An 18,412-nucleotide genomic window follows, 5' to 3' on the forward strand; every position below is an offset into this window, starting at 1 on the left:
ACTGCCGACCCACGGAAGGTCTTGATCAGATGCCGGTCACCCCTGACTCCGCGACCTCGCACGCCACCGAGAGCCGCGTCATCGAGCCGCTGTACGCGGAGATACTCCGCCGGAACCAGGGCGAGAAGGAATTCCACCAGGCGGTACGAGAGGTCCTGGAGACCCTCGGCCCGGTCCTCGCACAGCGGCCCGAGTTCGTCGACGCCCGGATCATCGAGCGCGTCTGCGAGCCGGAGCGCCAGCTCATCTTCCGCGTGCCGTGGTCCGACGACTCCGGCGACATCCATGTGAACCGCGGCTTCCGTGTCGAGTTCAGCAGCTCGCTCGGTCCGTACAAGGGCGGACTGCGCTTCCACCCCTCGGTCAACCTCGGCATCGTGAAGTTCCTCGGTTTCGAGCAGATCTTCAAGAACGCCCTCACCGGCATGCCCATCGGCGGCGGCAAGGGCGGCGCCGACTTCGACCCGAAGGGCCGTTCCGACGCCGAGATCATGCGGTTCTGCCAGTCGTTCATGACCGAGCTGCACCGGCACCTCGGGGAGTACACCGACGTCCCCGCCGGTGACATCGGCGTCGGCGGCCGGGAGATCGGCTACCTGTTCGGCCAGTACAAGCGGATCACCAACCGCTACGAGTCCGGAGTCCTCACCGGGAAGGGCCTGGGCTGGGGCGGCGCCCAGGCGCGTACCGAGGCGACCGGGTACGGCTGCGTCCTCTTCACCGCCGAGATGCTCCGCAGCCGGGGCGAGTCCCTCGACGGGCAGCGCATCGCCGTCTCGGGCTCGGGCAATGTCGCGATCTACGCGATCGAGAAGGCCCAGCAGCTCGGCGCGACGGTGGTGACCTGCTCCGACTCCAACGGCTACGTCGTGGACGAGAAGGGCATCGACCTCGCCCTGCTCAAGGAGATCAAGGAGGCCGGCCGCGGCCGGATCTCCGAGTACGCGGAGCGGCGCGGCGAACACGTCAGGTACGTCGCCGGCACCGGCGTCTGGAACGTCCCCTGCGACGTGGCCCTGCCCTGCGCCACCCAGAACGAACTCCACGAGGCCGACGCGCTGGCCCTCGTGCGCAACGGTGTGAAGGCCGTCGCCGAGGGGGCCAACATGCCCACCACGCCGGAGGCCGTACGCGTCCTCCAGGAGGCGGGCGTCGCCTTCGCCCCCGGCAAGGCGGCCAACGCCGGTGGCGTCGCCACCAGCGCCCTGGAGATGCAGCAGAACGCCTCACGCGACTCCTGGACGTTCTCCCACACCGAGGAGCGCCTCGCGGAGATCATGCGCCACATCCACGACTCCTGCTACACCACGGCGGAGCGCTACGGCAGCCCCGGCAACTACGTGGTCGGCGCCAACATCGCCGGCTTCGAACTGGTGGCGGACGCGATGCTCGCGCAGGGCCTCATCTGATCCGTCGGCCCCTTGAACGACCACTCGGCCCGGCCGTCCTCCACGGCCGGGCCGAGCGGTGCCGGGCGGCCGACAGCGCGCGGCGCCGAAAGGTCTCCGTCAGGCCCGGTCAGCGGTGGAGAACCCCTCCTCGTCCGGTGCCCGATCGCCGAGGGAATGCGGTGATCGGCCGCAGGCGGTGGCCGGCCTTCATCCGGTTCCACCCGGGTTCGGGCAGCGCCCCGGCCCGGGTGACGCTCGATGCCGGTCGTCAGGGCGTGGGCAGAGGCACGGCCCCGCACACGAACTCGGACGCGTCGAGCAGTTCGCGGGTGAGCCGTACGCCCGTCAGGCGCTCGGCGAGTGCGAAGGCGGCTTCCGTGTGCAGCTCGTAGCTCCGCTCGTCGTCCTCACTCAGATCGAAGCCCGCCGCCCGCATGGTGTCCAAGGAACCGTCGGGATCGCTGCCGTCACGTGAGTGGGCGAAGAGCGGCTCGAAGTGGAGTCGTCGCTCGCCGTCCTCGTACCAGTTGAAGTGATCGACGGCGTTGACGTTGCGGAAGTGCGACACGGCCGTCGTCCCGCGCGAGAGCGGAACGAGGAACTCGTCGCTGATTCCGAGGTAGCCATTGGGTTCGATCATCACGGCCCACTCGCCGACCCCGGTCACACCGGCGAACAACCGGTCTCCGTCATGCGTGTCCCAGGCCTCGTACGCGGGCTCGGTGAGATCGTCCACGCCGGTTACGCGGCGCAGCTCCGTCGCGCCCAGCCGCTTCAGCAGGGCATCGGGAGCCGGTCCGCGCACCAGCGTGACGCAGTACGCCTCGGCCAGAAAGGGAAAGTGCCGGCCGAACCAGAGATAGTCGTGCGCGGTCGCTTCAGACATGACGCAAGCATGGCAGTCGCCACTGACACCACCGGGCGCGTGCCCGGACCGGATCACCGGACCGGGCACTGTCGCATCGGTCCTCGGTCCTCGGTCCTCGGTCCTCGGTCCTTGGTCCTCGGTCGTCGGTGCGGCGGCGACACCGATCGGGCAGGAGACGCCCGTCCCGCCGATCCCGCAGTACCTCGCCGGGCGCCGCCGAGTCGGCCGCCCGCGCCGTGGCGCCGTCACGCTCCATGCGGACCGCGGATGCGACCACGACCGCGGATCGGGCCACTGCGCCCGACGACTGTCAGGGAGCGTTGAACTCCGTGACCCGCCAGATGGAACCCACCCGGTCGACGCGGAGCCAGGTGTATCCCTCGGCGCAATCGATGTCGACACGGACGGAATCCGGGGTGTCCTGGGGGTCTCCACCGGCCTTGTAGCTGTTCGGCGCGTTCACGCAGGCGGTCTGGGTGAAGACGTATCGGTCATCTGTTGCAAGCTCGGCGAGCGCCTCGGAGCACGACCCTCCGATGGTGCTCGCATAGGAACGCAGTCGGGCATCGGCCAGCCCGCAGGCCAATGCCGTGTCGCCTCGTGCCAGAGCCTGCGCGAATTGGCGTGCTCCGTCCCGCGCGGTGGTTGCCGGCTCCGCAACGGTCGGTGTGCTCGGCGCGGCGGTTGCGGGTCCTGAGGCAGGCGTGGAGGCTGCCGCCGACGCGCCGGCAGGCGTGCGGCTCGTGGACTCGGCGCATCCTGCGGTGGCCGTCAGAATCAACAAAGTCGCGGCGGCGAAGCGGAAGGCACCGTTGATGATCACGTGTGAAGCCTACCGACTGCCCACGCAGTGAGGTGAGTTGACGTCGGGGGGCCAGCGGCGTGGGCGTTCTCCTCGTGGTCGCTGTCGCAGCCGGCATGGGCTGAGCGCCATCGATGGTCGGTCGGCCCGGCAGCGCACGGGCAGTACGGCGCCGGACCGCCCGCTGCGTCGGGCCATGTCGTCGTGAAGAGCCGTAGAGGCCCGAAGCTCACCCTTCGGCCGGTGCCACCCCGATCGGGCAGGAGACGCCCGTCCCGCCGATCCCGCAGTAGCCCGCCGGGTTCTTGTCGAGGTACTGCTGGTGATATGCCTCGGCGGGCCAGAACGTGCGGCCCTCGGCCGGGAGGATCTCCGTGGTGATCTCGCCGAAGCCGGAGCCCGTGAGGACCTTCTGGTACGCCTCGCGGGAGGCCGTCACCGCCGCCGCCTGTTCGGGGGAGTGGGTGTAGATAGCCGAGCGGTACTGCGTGCCCACGTCATTGCCCTGGCGGAAGCCCTGCGTCGGGTCGTGGGACTCCCAGAACAGCTTCAGCAGCTCCGCGTAGGAGACGGTCTTCGGGTCGAAGGCGACCCGGACCGCCTCCGTGTGGCCGGTCAGGCCCGAGCAGACCTCCTCGTACGCGGGGTTCTCGGTGTAGCCGCCCTGGTAGCCGACGAGTGTCGTCCAGACGCCGTCCGTCTGCCAGAACTTGCGCTCGGCACCCCAGAAGCAGCCCAGCGCGAAGTCCGCGACCTCCAGACCCTCCGGGTACGGGCCCAGCAGCGCGTTGCCGAGGACCGTGTGGCGGGACGGGACGGTGAATTCGGGGGTGGGGCGGCCCTTCAGGGCCTCCTCGGGGGTGGGGAGCTGCGGGGTACGGCGGTGCAGGAACATGCGGGGGCTCCTCCGGGGGCTGGGTTCTACGGTGCGTACAACGCGGTGGGGGCGCCGGAGATTCCGGCGCCCCCACCGCCCCGACGCGTCCATGGCGGTCGGTCGCGGTCAGTCGTCCTTTGCGACCTTCAGGGCGCTGTACTCATGGCATGTGGTGAAGAAGCTCTTCGGAGACCTGTAGTACGACCACGGGGCGTACGGCGACGGGACGTTGTCGGCGACGGGGCAGTCGATCAGGCGGAACTGCTCCATCGCTTCCTCGTACCGGTCCTGCCAGTACAGCGTCCAGGCGAGCATGTGGCGGGCCCTGACCAGTCGCCGGTCCCCGTCGTCGGCCGCGGCGGCGGCAGCCACGTCGGCCAGGCAGGCGTCGGCCGCGGCGATCAGTTCCGGGCTCTTGTAGTACTCGTCCGGGTCCGTTTCCGAACTGCTCCGTTCCTCCTTGAACGCGGCGTACAGCGGGAGCAGCGAGAGCAGCCGGCCGGGGCTGCTCCGCCTCGCCGCCTCGTGTGCGAGGTACCCGGCCTGCCGGTACGAGCCGGCCCAGCGGTGGCACCAGTACCGGAGCGCCGTGTCGTGGGCCGCGAGGTGAGGCCCGCCGCGCGCGACGATCTTCGCCCACAGGGCACGGCACTCGGCCCGGTCGTAGCCGAGGGCGAGGGCGCAGGGGATCTCGGCGACGTACGGACACGGGTCGTCGCCCGCCAGCGCCTGGGCCTCGTGGCATGCCTCGCGGGCCCTGGCCATCACCTGGCGGAAGACGGAGGACTGCTCCCACGTGGGGTCCTGCGTCGGACGCGTACCGTGCACCTGCGCCGCGACGCCGATCAACGCGCCGGCGTGCACGAGGGCCGCGCCCGCGTCCTCGGGGCGTTCGGCGCGCCAGACCAGCAGCCAGGCGTCGTCGGCCGCGGCCTCGTCCTGGAGGACGGCGGCGCGCCGAAAACGCTCCTGCCGGTTCCGGCCCGCCTTGCGGAGGAAGGCGGCACCCGCCCGCCAGTCGCCGGAACGGAGGGCCGTGCGGATCTCCTCGTCGCGGACCTCCTCGGCGAGGAGCTTCTTGTCGGGGATCTTCTTGTCGTGCGGCTCGGGGGCGGTCCACGGCGGCGTCCTGCGCACCTTCTTCCGGGCCTTCGCCCGGAGGTGCTGGCGCAGAGCGGTGGCCGACAGGAGCAGCCAGGGTGCCGTCGTGGAGGGCTCCGGTTCAAAAATGCGGGGAAGGGGGCGGAGGGCAGGGTCGAGCAGGGCGCGCAGCGGCTGCGTGTCCGGGACATCCGCCACCGACGCGTCCAGCGCCGCCGGGAGCAGCTCCGCGTGGCCCGGCGGCAGCTCCAGGGATGCCCCGTCGTCGGTCCAGGGAAGCCGCCAGCGGGCACGTCCCTGCCGTACGTACTCGGCCTCGGCCAGTTTCCGCAGCCCGAAGCGGAATGCGTGCCTGGCGAACTCGCGGGCCGCGCGACCGGTCGCCTGCCGGGCCTTGGCGGACTCGTGGAGACGGTCGGCGATCTGCCACTGTGCGCCCGCGTCCACGGCGTCGAGCGCCTCGGCCACCGAGCCGTCGCCGCCGGTCACCGAGGCGACCGCCCTGACCATGTACCGCGCCGTCGTCTCCTCGTGCGCCGCCGCCGACTCGTGCAGCAGATCCGGCCAGTCGACCCGGCGCAGTCGCAGCAGCTCCGGCGCCAGCACCTGCTCCTCGACAGCGGCCAGCGTGCGCTCGGTGTCGACGAGCAGGTCCAGGGCCGGTGCCACGGGCGCCGGCGCGCGCCCGTCGTCCGGCAGCGCCTCGATCCGGGCGATGCGTTCCGTGAACAACCCGTGCGTGCGAGAGGTGCCCGCTCCGGGCGGCAGGGAGTCGCGCATCTCGTCCAGCTCGTACCTGCGCGCGGCCAGCACATGCCGGAGGCCGCCGAGGACCTGGCCGGGCAGGGGCAGCAGCCCGGCCTCCACGCCGAGCAGGGCGTACGAGTCCATGTACTCCTCGTGCGTGCGGCCGAGGATCTGGAACTCGCGCAGCGCGCACGCGCTCACGTCGCGGCCCGCGATCCGCGCGGCGGCGACGTCGGCCGCGGCCTTCGCGCGGCCGATGTCGGACATCGTGACGCGTGTGCAGAAACGCTGGTACCTCTGGTACCGCGCCGCCAGCAAGCGGTACGAGGCGCCGGCGTGGCCCGGGTCGATCTTCCTGGGCTTCCTGCCCTTGGCGCGTGCCCTCGCGGCCTTCCGCTCCTGGCGTTCCCGTTCCCTGGCGACGGCCTTGTCCGCCTGTTCCCGGAAGTGGGCGACGGCGCGGGCGGTTCGGTCCCGGCCGAGTGTGACGACGGCAGCGAGGCGGGTGTCGGAATGGGCGTAGCGGCTCATCTCGTACGCGAGGACGAAACGCAGCTGGGCCTCGGACATTCCGGCCAACAGCGGTACGCCGACGAGGAGTCGGCGTCGCCCGGCGACCAGGCCGAGGTACCGGGTGTGCTCGACCGCCGAGGCGTTCACCTCGGCGGTGAGCACGAGGTCGTCGGGTGCGCGGGTGCCGGTCCGGTCCGCGAGGTCGCGGACCATGGCCCAGAGCCGGGGCTGCCGGGAGTCGTCGACGCGCAGCCCGCGTACGTCCTCGTGTTCCGGCGTGCGCGGCAGGGACATGCTGCGCACGATCGAGAACGCGGGCACCGAGGTGCGGGCGAGGAACATCACGGCGACGGGAAGCCACGTCCAGCGGAAAACGGCCCAGTCGGCGACGCAGAGGGCGGCGAGCAGGAGGACGCCCAGCAGGTGGAAACCGGCGAGCAGGGCAACGGCGCGGACGGCGCGCAGAGTCGGGGTCATCGGACGGATTCCCCCCACGGAAAGGGTGGTTGGCGGCAACGGTGATGGTCGTGGTGCGCGTGGGGAATCGGAGTATGTCGTCCGGTGGACGGACGCGGCAACGCGATATCGGGGGCAGCCGGCGACCGGGGGCCGCGCAGGACGCGCCGCCCCCGGTCGTCACCCGGGAAACGGGTGCCGGGCGCCGGGGCGCGCGGCTACCGGGGCAGCGTCGCCGGGCTGCCGCCGTTCGCCTCGTAGCCGGCCACCGCCAGCGCCCGGTAGACCGCGTACGCGGCGGCCGGGTCGGGGTTCTGGGTCCACGGCAGTGCGCCCACGTGACCGTCGATGTGGACGAGCTGGTCCATCGCCTCCGACCAGCGCTCCATCCGGACGAGGAAGAGGACCAGCAGGTGCCGGACATGGGCGAGCATCGGATCGTCCGGACGGGCCGCGTGCACCGCGAACAGGGCGCCCTCGACCGCCTTGGTCACCACCGCGCTCCGGTAGAAACCCTGCACGAGATTGACCTCGGGCAGATGCTCGTACACCGCGAACAGCGGCAGCGCGGCCAGCAGCGAGCCCTGCGGGGCGCGGGCGGCGGCCGTGGTGGCGAAGCGGTCGGCCTCCTCGCGCGATCCGTGCCACTTCTCGCACCAGTAGTGCAGCGCGGCGATATGGGCGCCCATGTGCGACGGGGCCCGGTCGATGATCTTCGCCCAGAGCCGGTCGAACTCCTCGTGGGAGTAACCGAGTCCGCGGCCGACGGCCAGTTCGACGAGGTACGGGACCGGGTCACCGGGCGCCAGCAGCGCCGCCTCGCCGCAGACCGTGCGGGCCTCCTCCAGGATGATCCGGAAGTCGTCCGTCCCCGCGGTCGACGAGCGCCATGCCTGCTGCACCAGGAACTCGGCGTGCACCGCCGCGCCGCCCGCGTCCTTCGGCGCCTCGGCCCGCCACGTGCGCAGCCACGCGCCGCCCACACCGGGCTGCTGCGCCAGTTCCAGCGAGGCGGCACCGGCGAACGCCTGCACCCGCTGCCACCGGACCTCGCCCTCCTTGGGCGTGCCGGCCAGCAGCTGCGAAGCCGCCCGCCAGTCCTGGGAGCGCTGCACGACGTCGAGCACATCGAGGAGATCCTGGTCCGGGCCCGGCAGCCGGACGTCCAGGTCCTCCTCGCGCGCGAAGCCGTAGGTGTCCGGGTCGGCGGCGTCCGGTGAACCGGGCGCGACCTGCCGGATACCGCCTCGGCGGCGCAACACGAACGGGCCGACGACCGCGGCGAGCATGCACAGCGCGATCAGGAACCAGAGAATCTCCATGCCCCCATTGTCACCGGACGGCCCGGTAGCCCGGTGAGCGCCCTCGCGACGAACTACGCTCGGGCCCCATGAGCGACCAGCACAGCTTCGAGACTCTCGCGATCCACGCGGGAAACACCGCCGATCCCCTCACCGGCGCCGTTGTTCCGCCCATCTACCAGGTGTCCACGTACAAGCAGGACGGCGTGGGCGGACTGCGCGGCGGCTACGAGTACAGCCGCAGCGCCAATCCGACCCGTACCGCCCTGGAGGACAATCTCGCTGCCCTGGAGGGGGGCCGCCGCGGACTCGCCTTCGCCTCCGGCCTCGCCGCCGAGGACTGCCTGCTCCGTACGCTGCTCACCCCCGGCGACCACGTGGTCATCCCGAACGACGCCTACGGCGGGACGTTCCGGCTGTTCGCGAAGGTCGTCTCGCGGTGGGGCGTGGAGTTCTCGGTCGCCGACACGTCGGACGTGGCGGCGGTACGGGCAGCGATCACCCCGCGCACCAAGGCGATCTGGGTGGAGACCCCGTCCAACCCGCTGCTCGGCATCACCGACATCGCCGCGATCGCCGGTGTGGCCCGCGCGGCGGGTGCGCGACTGGTCGTCGACAACACCTTCGCCAGCCCCTACCTCCAGCAGCCGCTCGCCCTGGGCGCCGATGTGGTGGTCCACTCCACCACGAAGTACATGGGTGGTCACTCGGACGTCGTCGGTGGCGCGCTGATCGTCAACGACCCCGAACTGGCAGAGGAGTTGGCGTACCACCAGAACGCGATGGGCGCGGTCGCCGGACCGTTCGACGCGTGGCTGGTGCTGCGCGGCATCAAGACCCTCGCGGTCCGCATGGACCGGCACAGCGAGAACGCCACCAAGATCGCCGATCTGCTGACCCGGCACCCCAAGGTCACCCAGGTCCTCTACCCGGGGCTCCCCGAGCACCCCGGCCACGAGGTCGCCGCCAAGCAGATGAAGGCCTTCGGCGGCATGGTGTCCTTCCGCGTCGTGGGCGGCGAGGAGGCAGCCGTCCACGTCTGCAACCGGGCCAAGCTGTTCACCCTCGGTGAGTCGCTGGGCGGTGTCGAGTCCCTCGTGGAGCACCCGGGCCGCATGACGCACGCCTCGGCGGCCGGTTCCCCGCTGGAGGTGCCGGCCGACCTCGTCCGGCTGTCCGTCGGCATCGAGTCCGCCGACGACCTGATCGCCGATCTGGTCCAGGCACTCGGCTGAGGGCTGTCCCGTTCGGGTCACGCCGTACAACGGATGACCGGGCGGGTCCGAGGGATCGGACCCGCCCGGCCCCGCTCAGGCGTCGACCTTCTCGTCGTCCAGCGATGCCCGGATCTGTACGCGCAGTTCCGGGCCGTCGGTGTGCTCGTGGACGGAGACCGCGTGTTCGGCCGCGGCCCGTACGACTTCTTCCTCCTCGCCCGAGATGGTGAGCGAGCAGTTCGAGACGCTCGGATACTTGCGGCAGTCGGCGACTTTCCTGGTCATCGCAGCCTCCTCGGCCGGTTGCCCGTGTCGCCCCGTTCCAGGATAGTTCGCCCCGGTCCGGCCCTCACCAGCCGTCCAGCGGCGTCGTCTCGGCGGGCGGCACCTGCCAGGGCTGCACCCGCACCGCCCACACCGTGAAGGCGACCACCGCGGCGAACGCCACCAGCAGCGCCAGCCTGCGGACCAGGCGCCGTCGGCCCAGCAGTCGGCCGCCGCGCTCGGCGGCCCGCCGTGCCAGGTCGGCGGGCACCTGTGGGTGCGGGCCGTCCAGCATGCGCCGGACCTCGTCCTCCCGGTTGCCGCCCCGGCTCACGGCGCCGCCTCCAGCGGGCGTTGCGGCCCCCACCGCGCGGTGGGCCGGCGGGTGCCGAGCATCGTGGCCACGGAGCGGTTGCAGATCGCCCGGATCCGTTCCACCGGGAGTCCCAGCAGGGCCGCGGCCTGCTCCTCCGCGACCCCCTCGTACAGCCGCAGCACCAGAACGAGCCGCTCCTGCGGTGTCAGCCGGCCCAGCGGTCCGCCGCGCGGCCGATGGTGCCGCCAGACCTCGTGGGCGAACCGCACGGCCAGCTCCCGCCGGGTGCGGTCGTAGGGGTCCTCGCCCCGCAGCCGCCCCCACTGCGCGTAGGTGCGGGCCAGCGCGGCCATGAGCATCCGCTGGGCCCGCGGGTTCGCGCCGGGCGGCAGCAGGGGCTCGGTGGTGAGCAGCGTGGCAGTGTGCAGCAGTCGGCCGGCCGCGCCCGCCACGAAGGCCTCGAACTCCTGGGCGCGGCGCCGCTCCCGGCCCGCCTGGCGCTCTCGCACAGTGCTCATCCGAGCCGTTGTGGGGGCTTCCGGTCAAGAGGCGTGCGGCCGGCGGCCCGTACGGCCTCGGGCGCCGCGGCGTCCGCCGGGCGGGAACCAGGGCCTCTTGTCCGGATCCGCCGGACCCCACGCGCTGGTCCGGCGGATCCGAACGGAGGACCCTAACCGGCCGGGGGCGCCTGGTGCGTGGCCTGCCGGGCGGCCAGCGCGGTGTTGAACCGGGTGAGCAGCGCGCAGAACGTCTCGCGCTCCTCGGCGGTCCAGTCGTCCGTCACCTGTGTCATGAGCTCGCGCCGGGAGCCGCGGACCTCGTCCAGCCGGGCCTGGCCGCGCGGTGACAGCTGGAGCACGACGGCCCGGCCGTCCTCCGGGTGGGAGGTCCGCTTGACCAGGCCGGTGTCGACGAGGGGTGCGACCTGCCGGGTCACGGTCGAGGAATCGATCCCCATGCCCGCGGCCAGTGCCTTGACGCCCATCGGGCCCTCCCGGTCCAGCCGGTTGAGCAGCAGATAGGCGGCCCGGTCCATCGAATTGCGCACCTGGCCGACGCCGCCGAGGCGGGTCTGCTCGGCGCGGCGGGCGAATACCGCGACCTGGTGCTGCAGCGCGTCGAGCACGTGGTCGGAATCCGTGGATGTGGGGGCGGCGCCCCCGGAAGGAGACGCAGCTGTCGTCATGTCCTGAGGGGGCATGGCCGGGGGCTCTCTTCGTGCGGTTTCGGATGGGTGGGGGACAGAGTACGCGGCCACGGGGCAACGCGTACCAGCGCTGCACAAACCTGTGGACAACGGCGCAGTACGGGACCGTACGAGGCGTTCGGCGCCCTGCCGAGCTGCAAGACTTACGGTATGAACTTCCGCGCGTCCGGCCACTTTCCTCCGCTGATCCTCGACGACGTCCTCGGGGCGCAGAAGATGCTCTCCGGTGTGGCCCGGATGACCGCCATGGAAGGCAGCCGCCACCTCACGGAGCTCGTGGGCGCGCCGGTCCACCTCAAGTGCGAGAACCTGCAGCGGACCGGTTCGTTCAAACTGCGGGGCGCGTACGTGCGGATCGCCGGTCTGTCCCCGGTGGAGCGGGCGGCCGGGGTCGTCGCCGCGAGCGCCGGAAACCACGCGCAGGGGGTCGCGCTGGCCTCCGCGCTGCTCGGCGTGCGGTCGACGGTCTTCATGCCGGTCGGGGCGCCGCTGCCGAAGGTGGCCGCCACCCGTCAGTACGGGGCGCAGGTCCGGCTGCACGGCCATGTCGTCGACGAGACGCTGGCCGCCGCCCAGGAGTACGCGCACGAGACCGGCGCGGTCTTCATCCATCCCTTCGACCACCCCGACATCATCGCCGGGCAGGGCACGGTCGGCCTGGAGATCCTCGAACAGTGTCCCGAGGTGCGCACCGTCGTCGTCGGGATCGGCGGCGGGGGGCTTGCCGCGGGGGTCGCGGTGGCGGTCAAGGCGATCCGGCCGGAGGTGCGGATCGTCGGCGTGCAGGCGGCAGGTGCGGCCTGCTATCCGCCGTCGCTCGCCGCGGGACACCCGGTGTCGGTCGGCCCGCTGCAGACGATGGCGGACGGCATCAAGGTGGGGCGTCCGGGCGATGTGCCGTTCGAGCTGGTCCGGGAGCTGGTCGACGAGGTCCGTACGGTCTCCGAGGACGAGTTGTCCAGTGCGCTGCTGCTCTGTCTGGAGCGGGCGAAGCTGGTGGTGGAACCGGCCGGCGCGAGCCCGGTGGCGGCGCTGCTGAGCGATCCGAAGTCGTTCCGCGGGCCGGTGGTCGCGCTCCTGTCGGGCGGCAACGTGGATCCGTTGCTGATGCAGCGCATCCTGACCCACGGCATGGTCGCGGCCGGACGCTATCTGAGCCTGCGGCTGCGGTTGGCCGACCGTCCGGGCTCGCTGGCCACCATGCTGGGCGTGCTCTCGGTGGTCGACGCCAATGTGCTCGACATCGGCCATGTGCGGACCGATCCCCGGCTCGGGCTCACCGAGGTGGAGGTGGAGCTGCAGCTGGAGACGAAGGGGCCGGAGCACTGCGAGGAGGTCTCGGCGGCGCTGCGCGACGCGGGCTATCTGGTGATGAGCTGAGCACGTCCGCCGCGTCGGGGTCGGGCGCCGCCCGGCCGTCGCGGGTGTGTGCCGCCCCGCGTGTGTGGGATGCCGCACACGCGGGGGAGCCCCCGGCCCGTGCATCTCGAAGTCGGGCCGGGGGCTCCCCCGCGTCGGTGGGGTGCGGAATCAGCCCGTGTAGGGCTTCGCCGCGAGGATCTTCACGGTGGCGGTCTTGCCGTTGGGCAGCTCGTACTCGGCGTTCTCGCCCATCTTCTTGCCGTTCACGCCGGTGCCGAGCGGCGACTGCGGGGAGAACGTCTCGATGTTCGAGCTCGCGTACTCGCGGGAGGCGAGCAGGAAGGTCATCGTGTCGTCCGGGTCGTCGTCGAAGGCGATCGTCACAACCATGCCGGGCTCGACCACGCCGTCGTCGGCAGGCGCCTCGCCGACCTTCGCGTGCTCCAGGAGCTGGGTGAGCTGGCGCACCCGCAACTCCATCTTGCCCTGCTCCTCCTTGGCCGCGTGGTACCCGCCATTCTCCCGGAGGTCACCCTCCTCACGGGCCGCCGCGATCTTTACGGAGATTTCCGTGCGCGCGGGACCAGACAGGTACTCCAGCTCGGCCTTGAGCTGGTTGTACGCCTCCTGCGTGAGCCAGGTGACGTTTTCGCTGGTCTGGGTCACAGGGTGCTCCTCGTCGGTACTGGGAATACAAAGCATCGCCCTACCCGTAAGCATGTGCCCCTACGGGTGGGCGAAACCACGAGCCTAACAATTCCCCAGGAAAAGGGGGAGAAGGTTAACCGCCGGTACTGCGTTTGCGCAGGTCAGCGGCATCAACAGCGATTCGGGTCCGGCGTGCGGCGGCCGGCGCACGGCCCCGTCGTCGTCAGCGCGCCGCCCCGCCGTCGTCGGTGCAGCCCAGCAGCTCGACGTTGGTCGCCCTGGACGTCGTGCGCAGTGACAGGACGCGGTCGATGCGATCCGTGGGGTCGTCGAAGCGGAAGTCCTTGCGGGCCACGTCGCTGCCGTCCTCGTGCTGCGAGCGGAGGGTGCAGTAGCCCTTGGTGTCCTTGCCCTTGCGCACCTCCAGGTGCACATCGACCCGCTCGTCCGAGACGACCTTGAACTTGATCACCTCGGCGCTGATCCCCTGGCCGCCGACGTAGTCGTAACCGATCCAGCCGATCACACCGAGGAGAGCGACGCCCAGCACCGAACCGATGATCTTGAGCTTGCGGTCCGCGCGCCGGTCGGCGGAGCGGCCGTAGCGGTTCTCCGGAAGCGCTTCGCGCACCGCCGTCATGATCGTTCCTCCCGTGCCGGGGATCGAGGAATTTTCCGCCCCCCGGTTCGGTCACTATAGAAGCCTCCCACCCGCCTATCGACCGCCACCCCACACCGGCGTCGCTTCGTGACGCACCACTCAATGGCGACCAATCACTGAGGATCGAGTCTTGACTGAGCAGCTGCGACTGATGGCCGTTCACGCCCACCCCGACGACGAGTCGAGCAAGGGCGCGGCCACGATGGCCAAGTATGTGTCCGAGGGGGTGGACGTGCTGGTCGTGACCTGCACGGGCGGCGAGCGCGGCTCCATCCTCAACCCGAAGCTCCAGGGCGACGCCTACATCGAGGAGAACATCCACGAGGTGCGCCGGAAGGAGATGGACGAGGCCCGGGAGATCCTGGGCGTCCGACAGGAGTGGCTCGGCTTCGTCGACTCGGGTCTGCCCGAGGGCGACCCGCTGCCGCCGCTGCCCGAGGGCTGCTTCGCACTGGAGGACGAGGAGAAGGCGGCGGGGCGTCTCGTCCGCAGCATCCGCGCCCACCGGCCGCAGGTCATCACGACCTACGACGAGAACGGCGGGTACCCGCACCCCGACCACATCATGACCCACAAGATCACGATGATCGCGTTCGACGGCGCGGCGGACCCCGAGACCTTCCCCGAGTCGGAGTTCGGCCCGGCCTGGCAGCCGCAGAAGCTCTACTACAACCAGGGCTTCAACCGGCCGCGCACGGTGGCGCTCCACGAGGCACTGCTCGCCCGTGGTCTGGAGTCCCCGTACGGCGAGTGGCTGAAGCGCTGGAAGGAGTTCGAGCGCGACGAGCGGACGCTGACCACGCACGTCCCGTGCGCGGACTTCTTCGAGATCCGCGACAAGGCGCTGATCGCGCACGCGACGCAGATCGACCCCGACGGCGGCTGGTTCCGCGTTCCGATGGAGATCCAGAAGGAGGTCTGGCCGACCGAGGAGTACGAGCTGGCGAAGTCTCTCGTCGACACCTCCCTCCCCGAGAGCGACCTCTTCGCGGGCATCCGCGACAATGCCTGATATGTACGCGACCCAGGCACTGACCCATCTCGTCCCTCTCGCCAAGGAGGTCGACGACAACAAGGTGACTCCCGGCGTTCTCGGCTTCATCGTCTTCGCGGCGCTCGCCGGCGGCGTGTGGCTGCTGATGAAGTCCATGAACCGGCACATGGGCAAGGTCGACTTCGTGGAGGCCCCGGATCCGGAGGCGGTGCCCGACGCCGCGGTGGGAGCGGGTTCCGCGAAGCGGAAGTAGGCGACCGGCGCCCACGGGGTCCGGTGGCCGTCCCGCCCCGGGACGGCCACCACAGGGGCCGAGGACGAGACGGCGTCCGGTGTGCCGTCACGCCCTCGGCGGGACCGGCACGCCCATGACCTCCCGGGCGTGGCGCGTCGGGGTCATGCCCAGGCGCCACGCCTGCCAGCCGTCCTCCAGGTCCACTCCGCGGTTCAGCACCACGGTGAACGCCTCCGCGCAGTCCTCCAGCTTCCCGTCGCGCGTCGGGTGACCGGCCCGGAGCAGGTCGGCCAGTTCCTGCTGGGCCACCACCGTGCCCACCTCGCTGCCCCCCGGTGACGCGTAGGGCAGCAGCGTGCAGCGCAGGAAGCGGGCCCAGTCCCCGCCCCGCGCGTCGCCGTAGGAGTCGAACAGCTCCGCCGCCTCGCCGCACAGCTCCAGCGCCTGGGCGGCGCGGTTGTTGCCCGCGTCGATCAGGACCAGCTCCAGACAGGTCCAGGCCTCGCCGTGGGCGACCCCGATGCGCCGGAAGTCCGCGCGGGCGTCCATCAGGAGCTGGCGGGCGAAGCCGGAATTGCGCAGGTTCCCGGTCCGGGCGGCGAGCTGGTCGCGGGTGACCCGGCCCGAGTGGTGCCGGGCGCACGCCAGCCCGTACACGTCCCGCATCCGGGAGAACATGGTGCGCGCCCGCTCCAGCTGCCGCACCGCCTGGTCGGTGTCGCCGTTCTCCTCCAGGGCCTGGCCCAGGTAGTACAGCGTCCACGCCTCGCCGCGCGCGTCCTCGTTGTCGCGGTGGCGGGCCAGGGCCAGTTGGAGCTCCTCGGCCGCCGAGACCGGGTCGCCGTCGAGCAGCCGGGCTCGGGCCAGCTGGGTCAGCGCCCAGGCCTCGCCGCGCTCGTCACGGGTGCGGCTGTAGAGATCCAGGGCCGTGCGCAGGGCGTCCTTCGCCCGGTCCACGTCGCCCATCCGCAGCAGGGTCTGGCCCAGCTGGAACTGCGTCCATGCCTCGCCGTGCAGCGACTCGCCCTCCCGGTGCAGGATCAGCGCGGAGTCCAGGAGGGTCAGCGCCTCCGCCAGGCGGGCCCGGTCACGTTCGACGGCGGCCAGGGCATGCAGCGACCAGGCCCGGTCCGCGGCCTGCTCGTCGGAGGACTGGAGCTCGATCGCCTCCCGCAGCCGGGCCGCCGCCTCGGTCAGATTGCCCTGGTGGTGCAGGGTGATGCCGAGCGAGCAGAGTGCCAGCGCCGTGCCCGCCTCGTTCTGCGCCTCGCGGTACAGCCCGACCACCGACGACAGCGTGGTGCGCGCCTTGTCCAGCTCGCCGAGCTGACGGGCCGCGATGCCGGTGCGCCACTGCACGGACCGCTCCAGCAGCCCCTTGTCCACGGCCTGTGTCAACTCGCTGATCTCGCCCAGTCGGTAGAGGTCGCCGCGCAGCAGGCAGTAGTCGCACAGTGCGCCCAGCAGATCCAGTACGGCCGCCTGGTCGACGCCCTCCGCGTGCCGCAGCGCCGAGGTGATGAAGCTCGACTCGTCGTCCAGCCAGCGCAGCGCCGAGTCCAGCGAACCGAACCCGTGCGAACCGAACTGTCCGGCCCGGGTCGACATCTTGCCGTCCACCATGCGGATCACGGCACCGGCCAGGTCCGCGTAGTTCCGGATCAGCCGCTCCTGGGCCGCGGTCCGGTCCGCCGCCTCCTCCTCGTCCCGCAGCCGGGCCAGGGCGAAGCCCCGTACGAGGTCGTGCAGCCGGTAGCGCGAGCCCCGTACATGGTCCAGGAGCCCGGCTCCGGCCAGGTCCGTCAGCAGCCGCTCGGCCTCCTGCTCGTCGGTCGAGAGCAGCGCGGCCGCCGCCGCGGCGCCGAGGCTCGCCCGCCCGGCCAGCGCGAGCCGGCGCAGCAGCCGCCGCGCCTGTTCGGACTGGTCGGTGTAGCGCAGCCACAGCGCGCGCTCGACCGGCGCGACCGGCCCGTACGCGGCGAGATCGGCGGCGAGGGCGCTGCGGGTGCGCGGCCCGAGCGAGGAGCCCGCTATGCGCAGCGCCAGCGGCAGCCCGCCGCACAGCTCGGCGACGGTGTCCGTCGACCGGGAGTCGTACGGGCCCGCTTCCTCCGCCCCGGCCGCCTCGCGCAGCAGCTCCTCCGCGCCCGCCGCGTCCAGCGCGCCGACCGGCAGCTGATGGACCCGGGCCGGGATGTCCGCGGGCAGCTCCAGGGGTTCGTGCGAGGTGACGAGGACGAGGCTGTCGGAGCGCTCGGGGACCAGGGTGCTGACCTGGGCCGCGTCGCCGGCGTCGTCGAGGACGATCGTCACCGGGGTGCCGGTCAGGTGCTGGTGGTACAGCTCGCTCAGCCGCCGCACCTGCTGTTCGGCGGAGGCCCTCTCACGGAACAGCAGCTGCTCGCGGGGCGCGCCCAGCCGGTTCAGCAGATGCAGCAGCGCGTCCCGGGTGGGCAGCGGCGCCTCCCCGGCCACATTGCCGCGCAGGTCCACCACACAGGCGCCCCGGAACTGGTCCTTCAGGCTGCGCGCCGCCCGTACCGCGAGCGTGGTGCGTCCGGCGCCGGGCGCGCCGTGCAGGACCACGACGGTCGGTTTGGTCTCCGTCGACGCGCGGGCCTCGCGCACCCACTGCGCGATCTGTGCCAGCTCGGTCCGCCGCCCGGCGAACGGCCCCTCCGCAGCAGGGAGATGGCCGAACGACTGCTCCAGGACCGCGCGCATGCGGGCGGCGGCGCTCCGGTCCCCGCCCCGCAGCTGCGGGGCGGTCCGCGACTGCGCGGGGACCTTCTTCGCCGGTGTGCGGGACGAGGGGCTGAGCATCCGCTGCTGGTCGAGGAAGGGGCGGATGCCCCGTACCTCCAGCGCCGCCAGCCACTGCAGCCGCAGCTGTTCGGCACCACCGGGCTGCCCGAGCGCACCCGCCCGCCGATGGGCGGCGGGCCAGTGCGAGGCGGTGACCTTGGCGACCGTCGCCGTGGCCCCCGCGACCGCGACGACGGCGCCCGCGCCGAGGGCCGGTCCCGTCGCCGTGCCGAACGCGACGTCCGCGCCGACGGCGGCGACCGCGGCAACTCCGGTGACCAGCAGGGGAGTTCCCAGGGTCGCCCGGCTGAACAGCCGTGACAGCGGCTGCTTTCCGGCCTCCGCCGCGTCCAGCGCCCGCAGATACGCGGCGTACTCGTCGTCCGCGCCCGCCGCCAGGGAATCGAGCGCTGCCCGTCCGCGCGACATCAGCGTTCCTGCGTCGGCCCGCCCGCCCGATCGCCGTACCTCTTCCTCAACGGCGCGTACCAACAGCCGTTCGGCTTCCGCCCGATGGCTGTCCCGCATGTGCGTCCCCCTCCGGATACGACGATTGCAGCTGCCTCGGCCGGCAGCGCCGCTCAGTCTCCTGCGTACGGCGCGTCAGCGCGAGAGAACGAGGCGATCCACCGGGCCCGAAAGAGTAT

17 protein-coding genes are annotated in these 18,412 nt (G+C 71.9%); 5 read left to right on the plus strand and 12 right to left on the minus strand.

Annotated elements, in window-relative coordinates:
* The first annotated feature begins 29 nt into the window (after window positions 1-29).
* Window positions 30-1,409, plus strand: coding sequence for an NADP-specific glutamate dehydrogenase (gdhA, locus tag ACIRP2_RS10345; protein ID WP_404248433.1), 1,380 nt, complete (start codon window positions 30-32; stop codon window positions 1,407-1,409).
* A 250-nt stretch (window positions 1,410-1,659) separates the two neighbouring features.
* On the opposite strand, the gene ACIRP2_RS10350 is transcribed toward gdhA, so the two are convergent.
* From ACIRP2_RS10350 to ACIRP2_RS10370, 5 genes are all read right to left on the minus strand, one after another.
* Entirely contained in the window at window positions 1,660-2,277 is a 618-nt protein-coding gene (locus tag ACIRP2_RS10350) for a DUF6461 domain-containing protein (RefSeq protein ID WP_404248435.1), read from the minus strand.
* Window positions 2,278-2,569: 292 nt separating this feature from the next.
* Entirely contained in the window at window positions 2,570-3,082 is a 513-nt protein-coding gene (locus ACIRP2_RS10355) for a hypothetical protein (protein WP_404248437.1), read from the minus strand.
* A gap of 208 nt (window positions 3,083-3,290) precedes the next feature.
* Complete coding sequence (gene msrA, locus ACIRP2_RS10360; protein ID WP_404248439.1) at window positions 3,291-3,956, minus strand: peptide-methionine (S)-S-oxide reductase MsrA; 666 nt, start codon at window positions 3,954-3,956, stop codon at window positions 3,291-3,293.
* Window positions 3,957-4,064: 108 nt separating this feature from the next.
* Window positions 4,065-6,776: a M48 family metallopeptidase gene (locus tag ACIRP2_RS10365; RefSeq protein WP_404248441.1), complete on the minus strand. Its 2,712-nt coding sequence runs from the start codon at window positions 6,774-6,776 to the stop codon at window positions 4,065-4,067.
* A 197-nt stretch (window positions 6,777-6,973) separates the two neighbouring features.
* Complete coding sequence (locus ACIRP2_RS10370; RefSeq protein WP_404248443.1) at window positions 6,974-8,077, minus strand: hypothetical protein; 1,104 nt, start codon at window positions 8,075-8,077, stop codon at window positions 6,974-6,976.
* A 68-nt stretch (window positions 8,078-8,145) separates the two neighbouring features.
* On the opposite strand from ACIRP2_RS10370, the gene ACIRP2_RS10375 reads away from it, so the two are divergent.
* Window positions 8,146-9,291, plus strand: a complete 1,146-nt coding sequence (locus ACIRP2_RS10375; protein WP_404248445.1) for a cystathionine gamma-synthase — start codon at window positions 8,146-8,148, stop codon at window positions 9,289-9,291.
* Between the two features lie 75 nt (window positions 9,292-9,366).
* Here the strand turns inward: ACIRP2_RS10375 and ACIRP2_RS10380 are convergent, their stop codons facing one another.
* From ACIRP2_RS10380 to ACIRP2_RS10395, 4 genes are all read right to left on the minus strand, one after another.
* Window positions 9,367-9,558 (minus strand): DUF1059 domain-containing protein, encoded by a 192-nt coding sequence (locus tag ACIRP2_RS10380; RefSeq protein ID WP_404248447.1) that lies wholly within the window; start codon window positions 9,556-9,558, stop codon window positions 9,367-9,369.
* A gap of 64 nt (window positions 9,559-9,622) precedes the next feature.
* Window positions 9,623-9,871, minus strand: coding sequence for a hypothetical protein (locus ACIRP2_RS10385; RefSeq protein WP_404248449.1), 249 nt, complete (start codon window positions 9,869-9,871; stop codon window positions 9,623-9,625).
* Window positions 9,868-10,362 (minus strand): sigma factor-like helix-turn-helix DNA-binding protein, encoded by a 495-nt coding sequence (locus tag ACIRP2_RS10390; RefSeq protein ID WP_404249444.1) that lies wholly within the window; start codon window positions 10,360-10,362, stop codon window positions 9,868-9,870. Before ACIRP2_RS10390 ends, ACIRP2_RS10385 begins: the two co-directional genes overlap by 4 nt.
* Before the next feature lie 161 nt (window positions 10,363-10,523).
* Window positions 10,524-11,054 (minus strand): MarR family winged helix-turn-helix transcriptional regulator, encoded by a 531-nt coding sequence (locus tag ACIRP2_RS10395; protein WP_404248451.1) that lies wholly within the window; start codon window positions 11,052-11,054, stop codon window positions 10,524-10,526.
* A 156-nt stretch (window positions 11,055-11,210) separates the two neighbouring features.
* Between ACIRP2_RS10395 and ilvA the strand changes: the two genes are divergently transcribed.
* Complete coding sequence (gene ilvA / locus ACIRP2_RS10400) at window positions 11,211-12,440, plus strand: threonine ammonia-lyase (RefSeq protein WP_404248453.1); 1,230 nt, start codon at window positions 11,211-11,213, stop codon at window positions 12,438-12,440.
* A gap of 150 nt (window positions 12,441-12,590) precedes the next feature.
* On the opposite strand, the gene greA is transcribed toward ilvA, so the two are convergent.
* Both greA and ACIRP2_RS10410 read right to left on the minus strand, forming a co-directional pair.
* On the minus strand, window positions 12,591-13,088 hold the full coding sequence (gene greA, locus ACIRP2_RS10405) for a transcription elongation factor GreA (RefSeq protein ID WP_351080379.1): 498 nt from the start codon (window positions 13,086-13,088) through the stop codon (window positions 12,591-12,593).
* A gap of 205 nt (window positions 13,089-13,293) precedes the next feature.
* A complete protein-coding gene (locus tag ACIRP2_RS10410; RefSeq protein ID WP_404248455.1) occupies window positions 13,294-13,710 on the minus strand; it encodes a DUF4307 domain-containing protein in 417 nt (138 codons plus the stop codon).
* Between the two features lie 151 nt (window positions 13,711-13,861).
* On the opposite strand from ACIRP2_RS10410, the gene mca reads away from it, so the two are divergent.
* Together mca and ACIRP2_RS10420 are read left to right on the plus strand one after the other, a co-directional pair.
* On the plus strand, window positions 13,862-14,743 hold the full coding sequence (gene mca / locus ACIRP2_RS10415) for a mycothiol conjugate amidase Mca (protein WP_404248457.1): 882 nt from the start codon (window positions 13,862-13,864) through the stop codon (window positions 14,741-14,743).
* Between the two features lies 1 nt (window position 14,744).
* On the plus strand, window positions 14,745-14,978 hold the full coding sequence (locus ACIRP2_RS10420; RefSeq protein ID WP_351080374.1) for a hypothetical protein: 234 nt from the start codon (window positions 14,745-14,747) through the stop codon (window positions 14,976-14,978).
* Between the two features lie 87 nt (window positions 14,979-15,065).
* Here ACIRP2_RS10420 and ACIRP2_RS10425 read toward each other — a convergent pair whose 3' ends face one another.
* A complete protein-coding gene (locus tag ACIRP2_RS10425; RefSeq protein ID WP_404248459.1) occupies window positions 15,066-18,293 on the minus strand; it encodes a tetratricopeptide repeat protein in 3,228 nt (1,075 codons plus the stop codon).
* Window positions 18,294-18,412: the final 119 nt, after the last annotated feature.

Origin of the sequence: Streptomyces sp. NPDC101194 (genome assembly GCF_044767885.1) — a bacterium.
Taxonomy (GTDB): Bacteria; Actinomycetota; Actinomycetes; order Streptomycetales; family Streptomycetaceae; genus Streptomyces.

Coding starts and splice junctions, on each gene's coding strand:
- gdhA (WP_404248433.1), top strand. CDS start 30: ATGCCGGTCACCCCTGACTCCGCGACCTCGCACGCCACCGAGAGCCGC.
- ACIRP2_RS10350 (WP_404248435.1), bottom strand. CDS start 2,277: ATGTCTGAAGCGACCGCGCACGACTATCTCTGGTTCGGCCGGCACTTT.
- msrA (WP_404248439.1), bottom strand. CDS start 3,956: ATGTTCCTGCACCGCCGTACCCCGCAGCTCCCCACCCCCGAGGAGGCC.
- ACIRP2_RS10365 (WP_404248441.1), bottom strand. CDS start 6,776: ATGACCCCGACTCTGCGCGCCGTCCGCGCCGTTGCCCTGCTCGCCGGT.
- ACIRP2_RS10370 (WP_404248443.1), bottom strand. CDS start 8,077: ATGGAGATTCTCTGGTTCCTGATCGCGCTGTGCATGCTCGCCGCGGTC.
- ACIRP2_RS10375 (WP_404248445.1), top strand. CDS start 8,146: ATGAGCGACCAGCACAGCTTCGAGACTCTCGCGATCCACGCGGGAAAC.
- ACIRP2_RS10380 (WP_404248447.1), bottom strand. CDS start 9,558: ATGACCAGGAAAGTCGCCGACTGCCGCAAGTATCCGAGCGTCTCGAAC.
- ACIRP2_RS10395 (WP_404248451.1), bottom strand. CDS start 11,054: ATGCCCCCTCAGGACATGACGACAGCTGCGTCTCCTTCCGGGGGCGCC.
- ilvA (WP_404248453.1), top strand. CDS start 11,211: ATGAACTTCCGCGCGTCCGGCCACTTTCCTCCGCTGATCCTCGACGAC.
- ACIRP2_RS10410 (WP_404248455.1), bottom strand. CDS start 13,710: ATGACGGCGGTGCGCGAAGCGCTTCCGGAGAACCGCTACGGCCGCTCC.
- ACIRP2_RS10420 (WP_351080374.1), top strand. CDS start 14,745: ATGTACGCGACCCAGGCACTGACCCATCTCGTCCCTCTCGCCAAGGAG.
- ACIRP2_RS10425 (WP_404248459.1), bottom strand. CDS start 18,293: ATGCGGGACAGCCATCGGGCGGAAGCCGAACGGCTGTTGGTACGCGCC.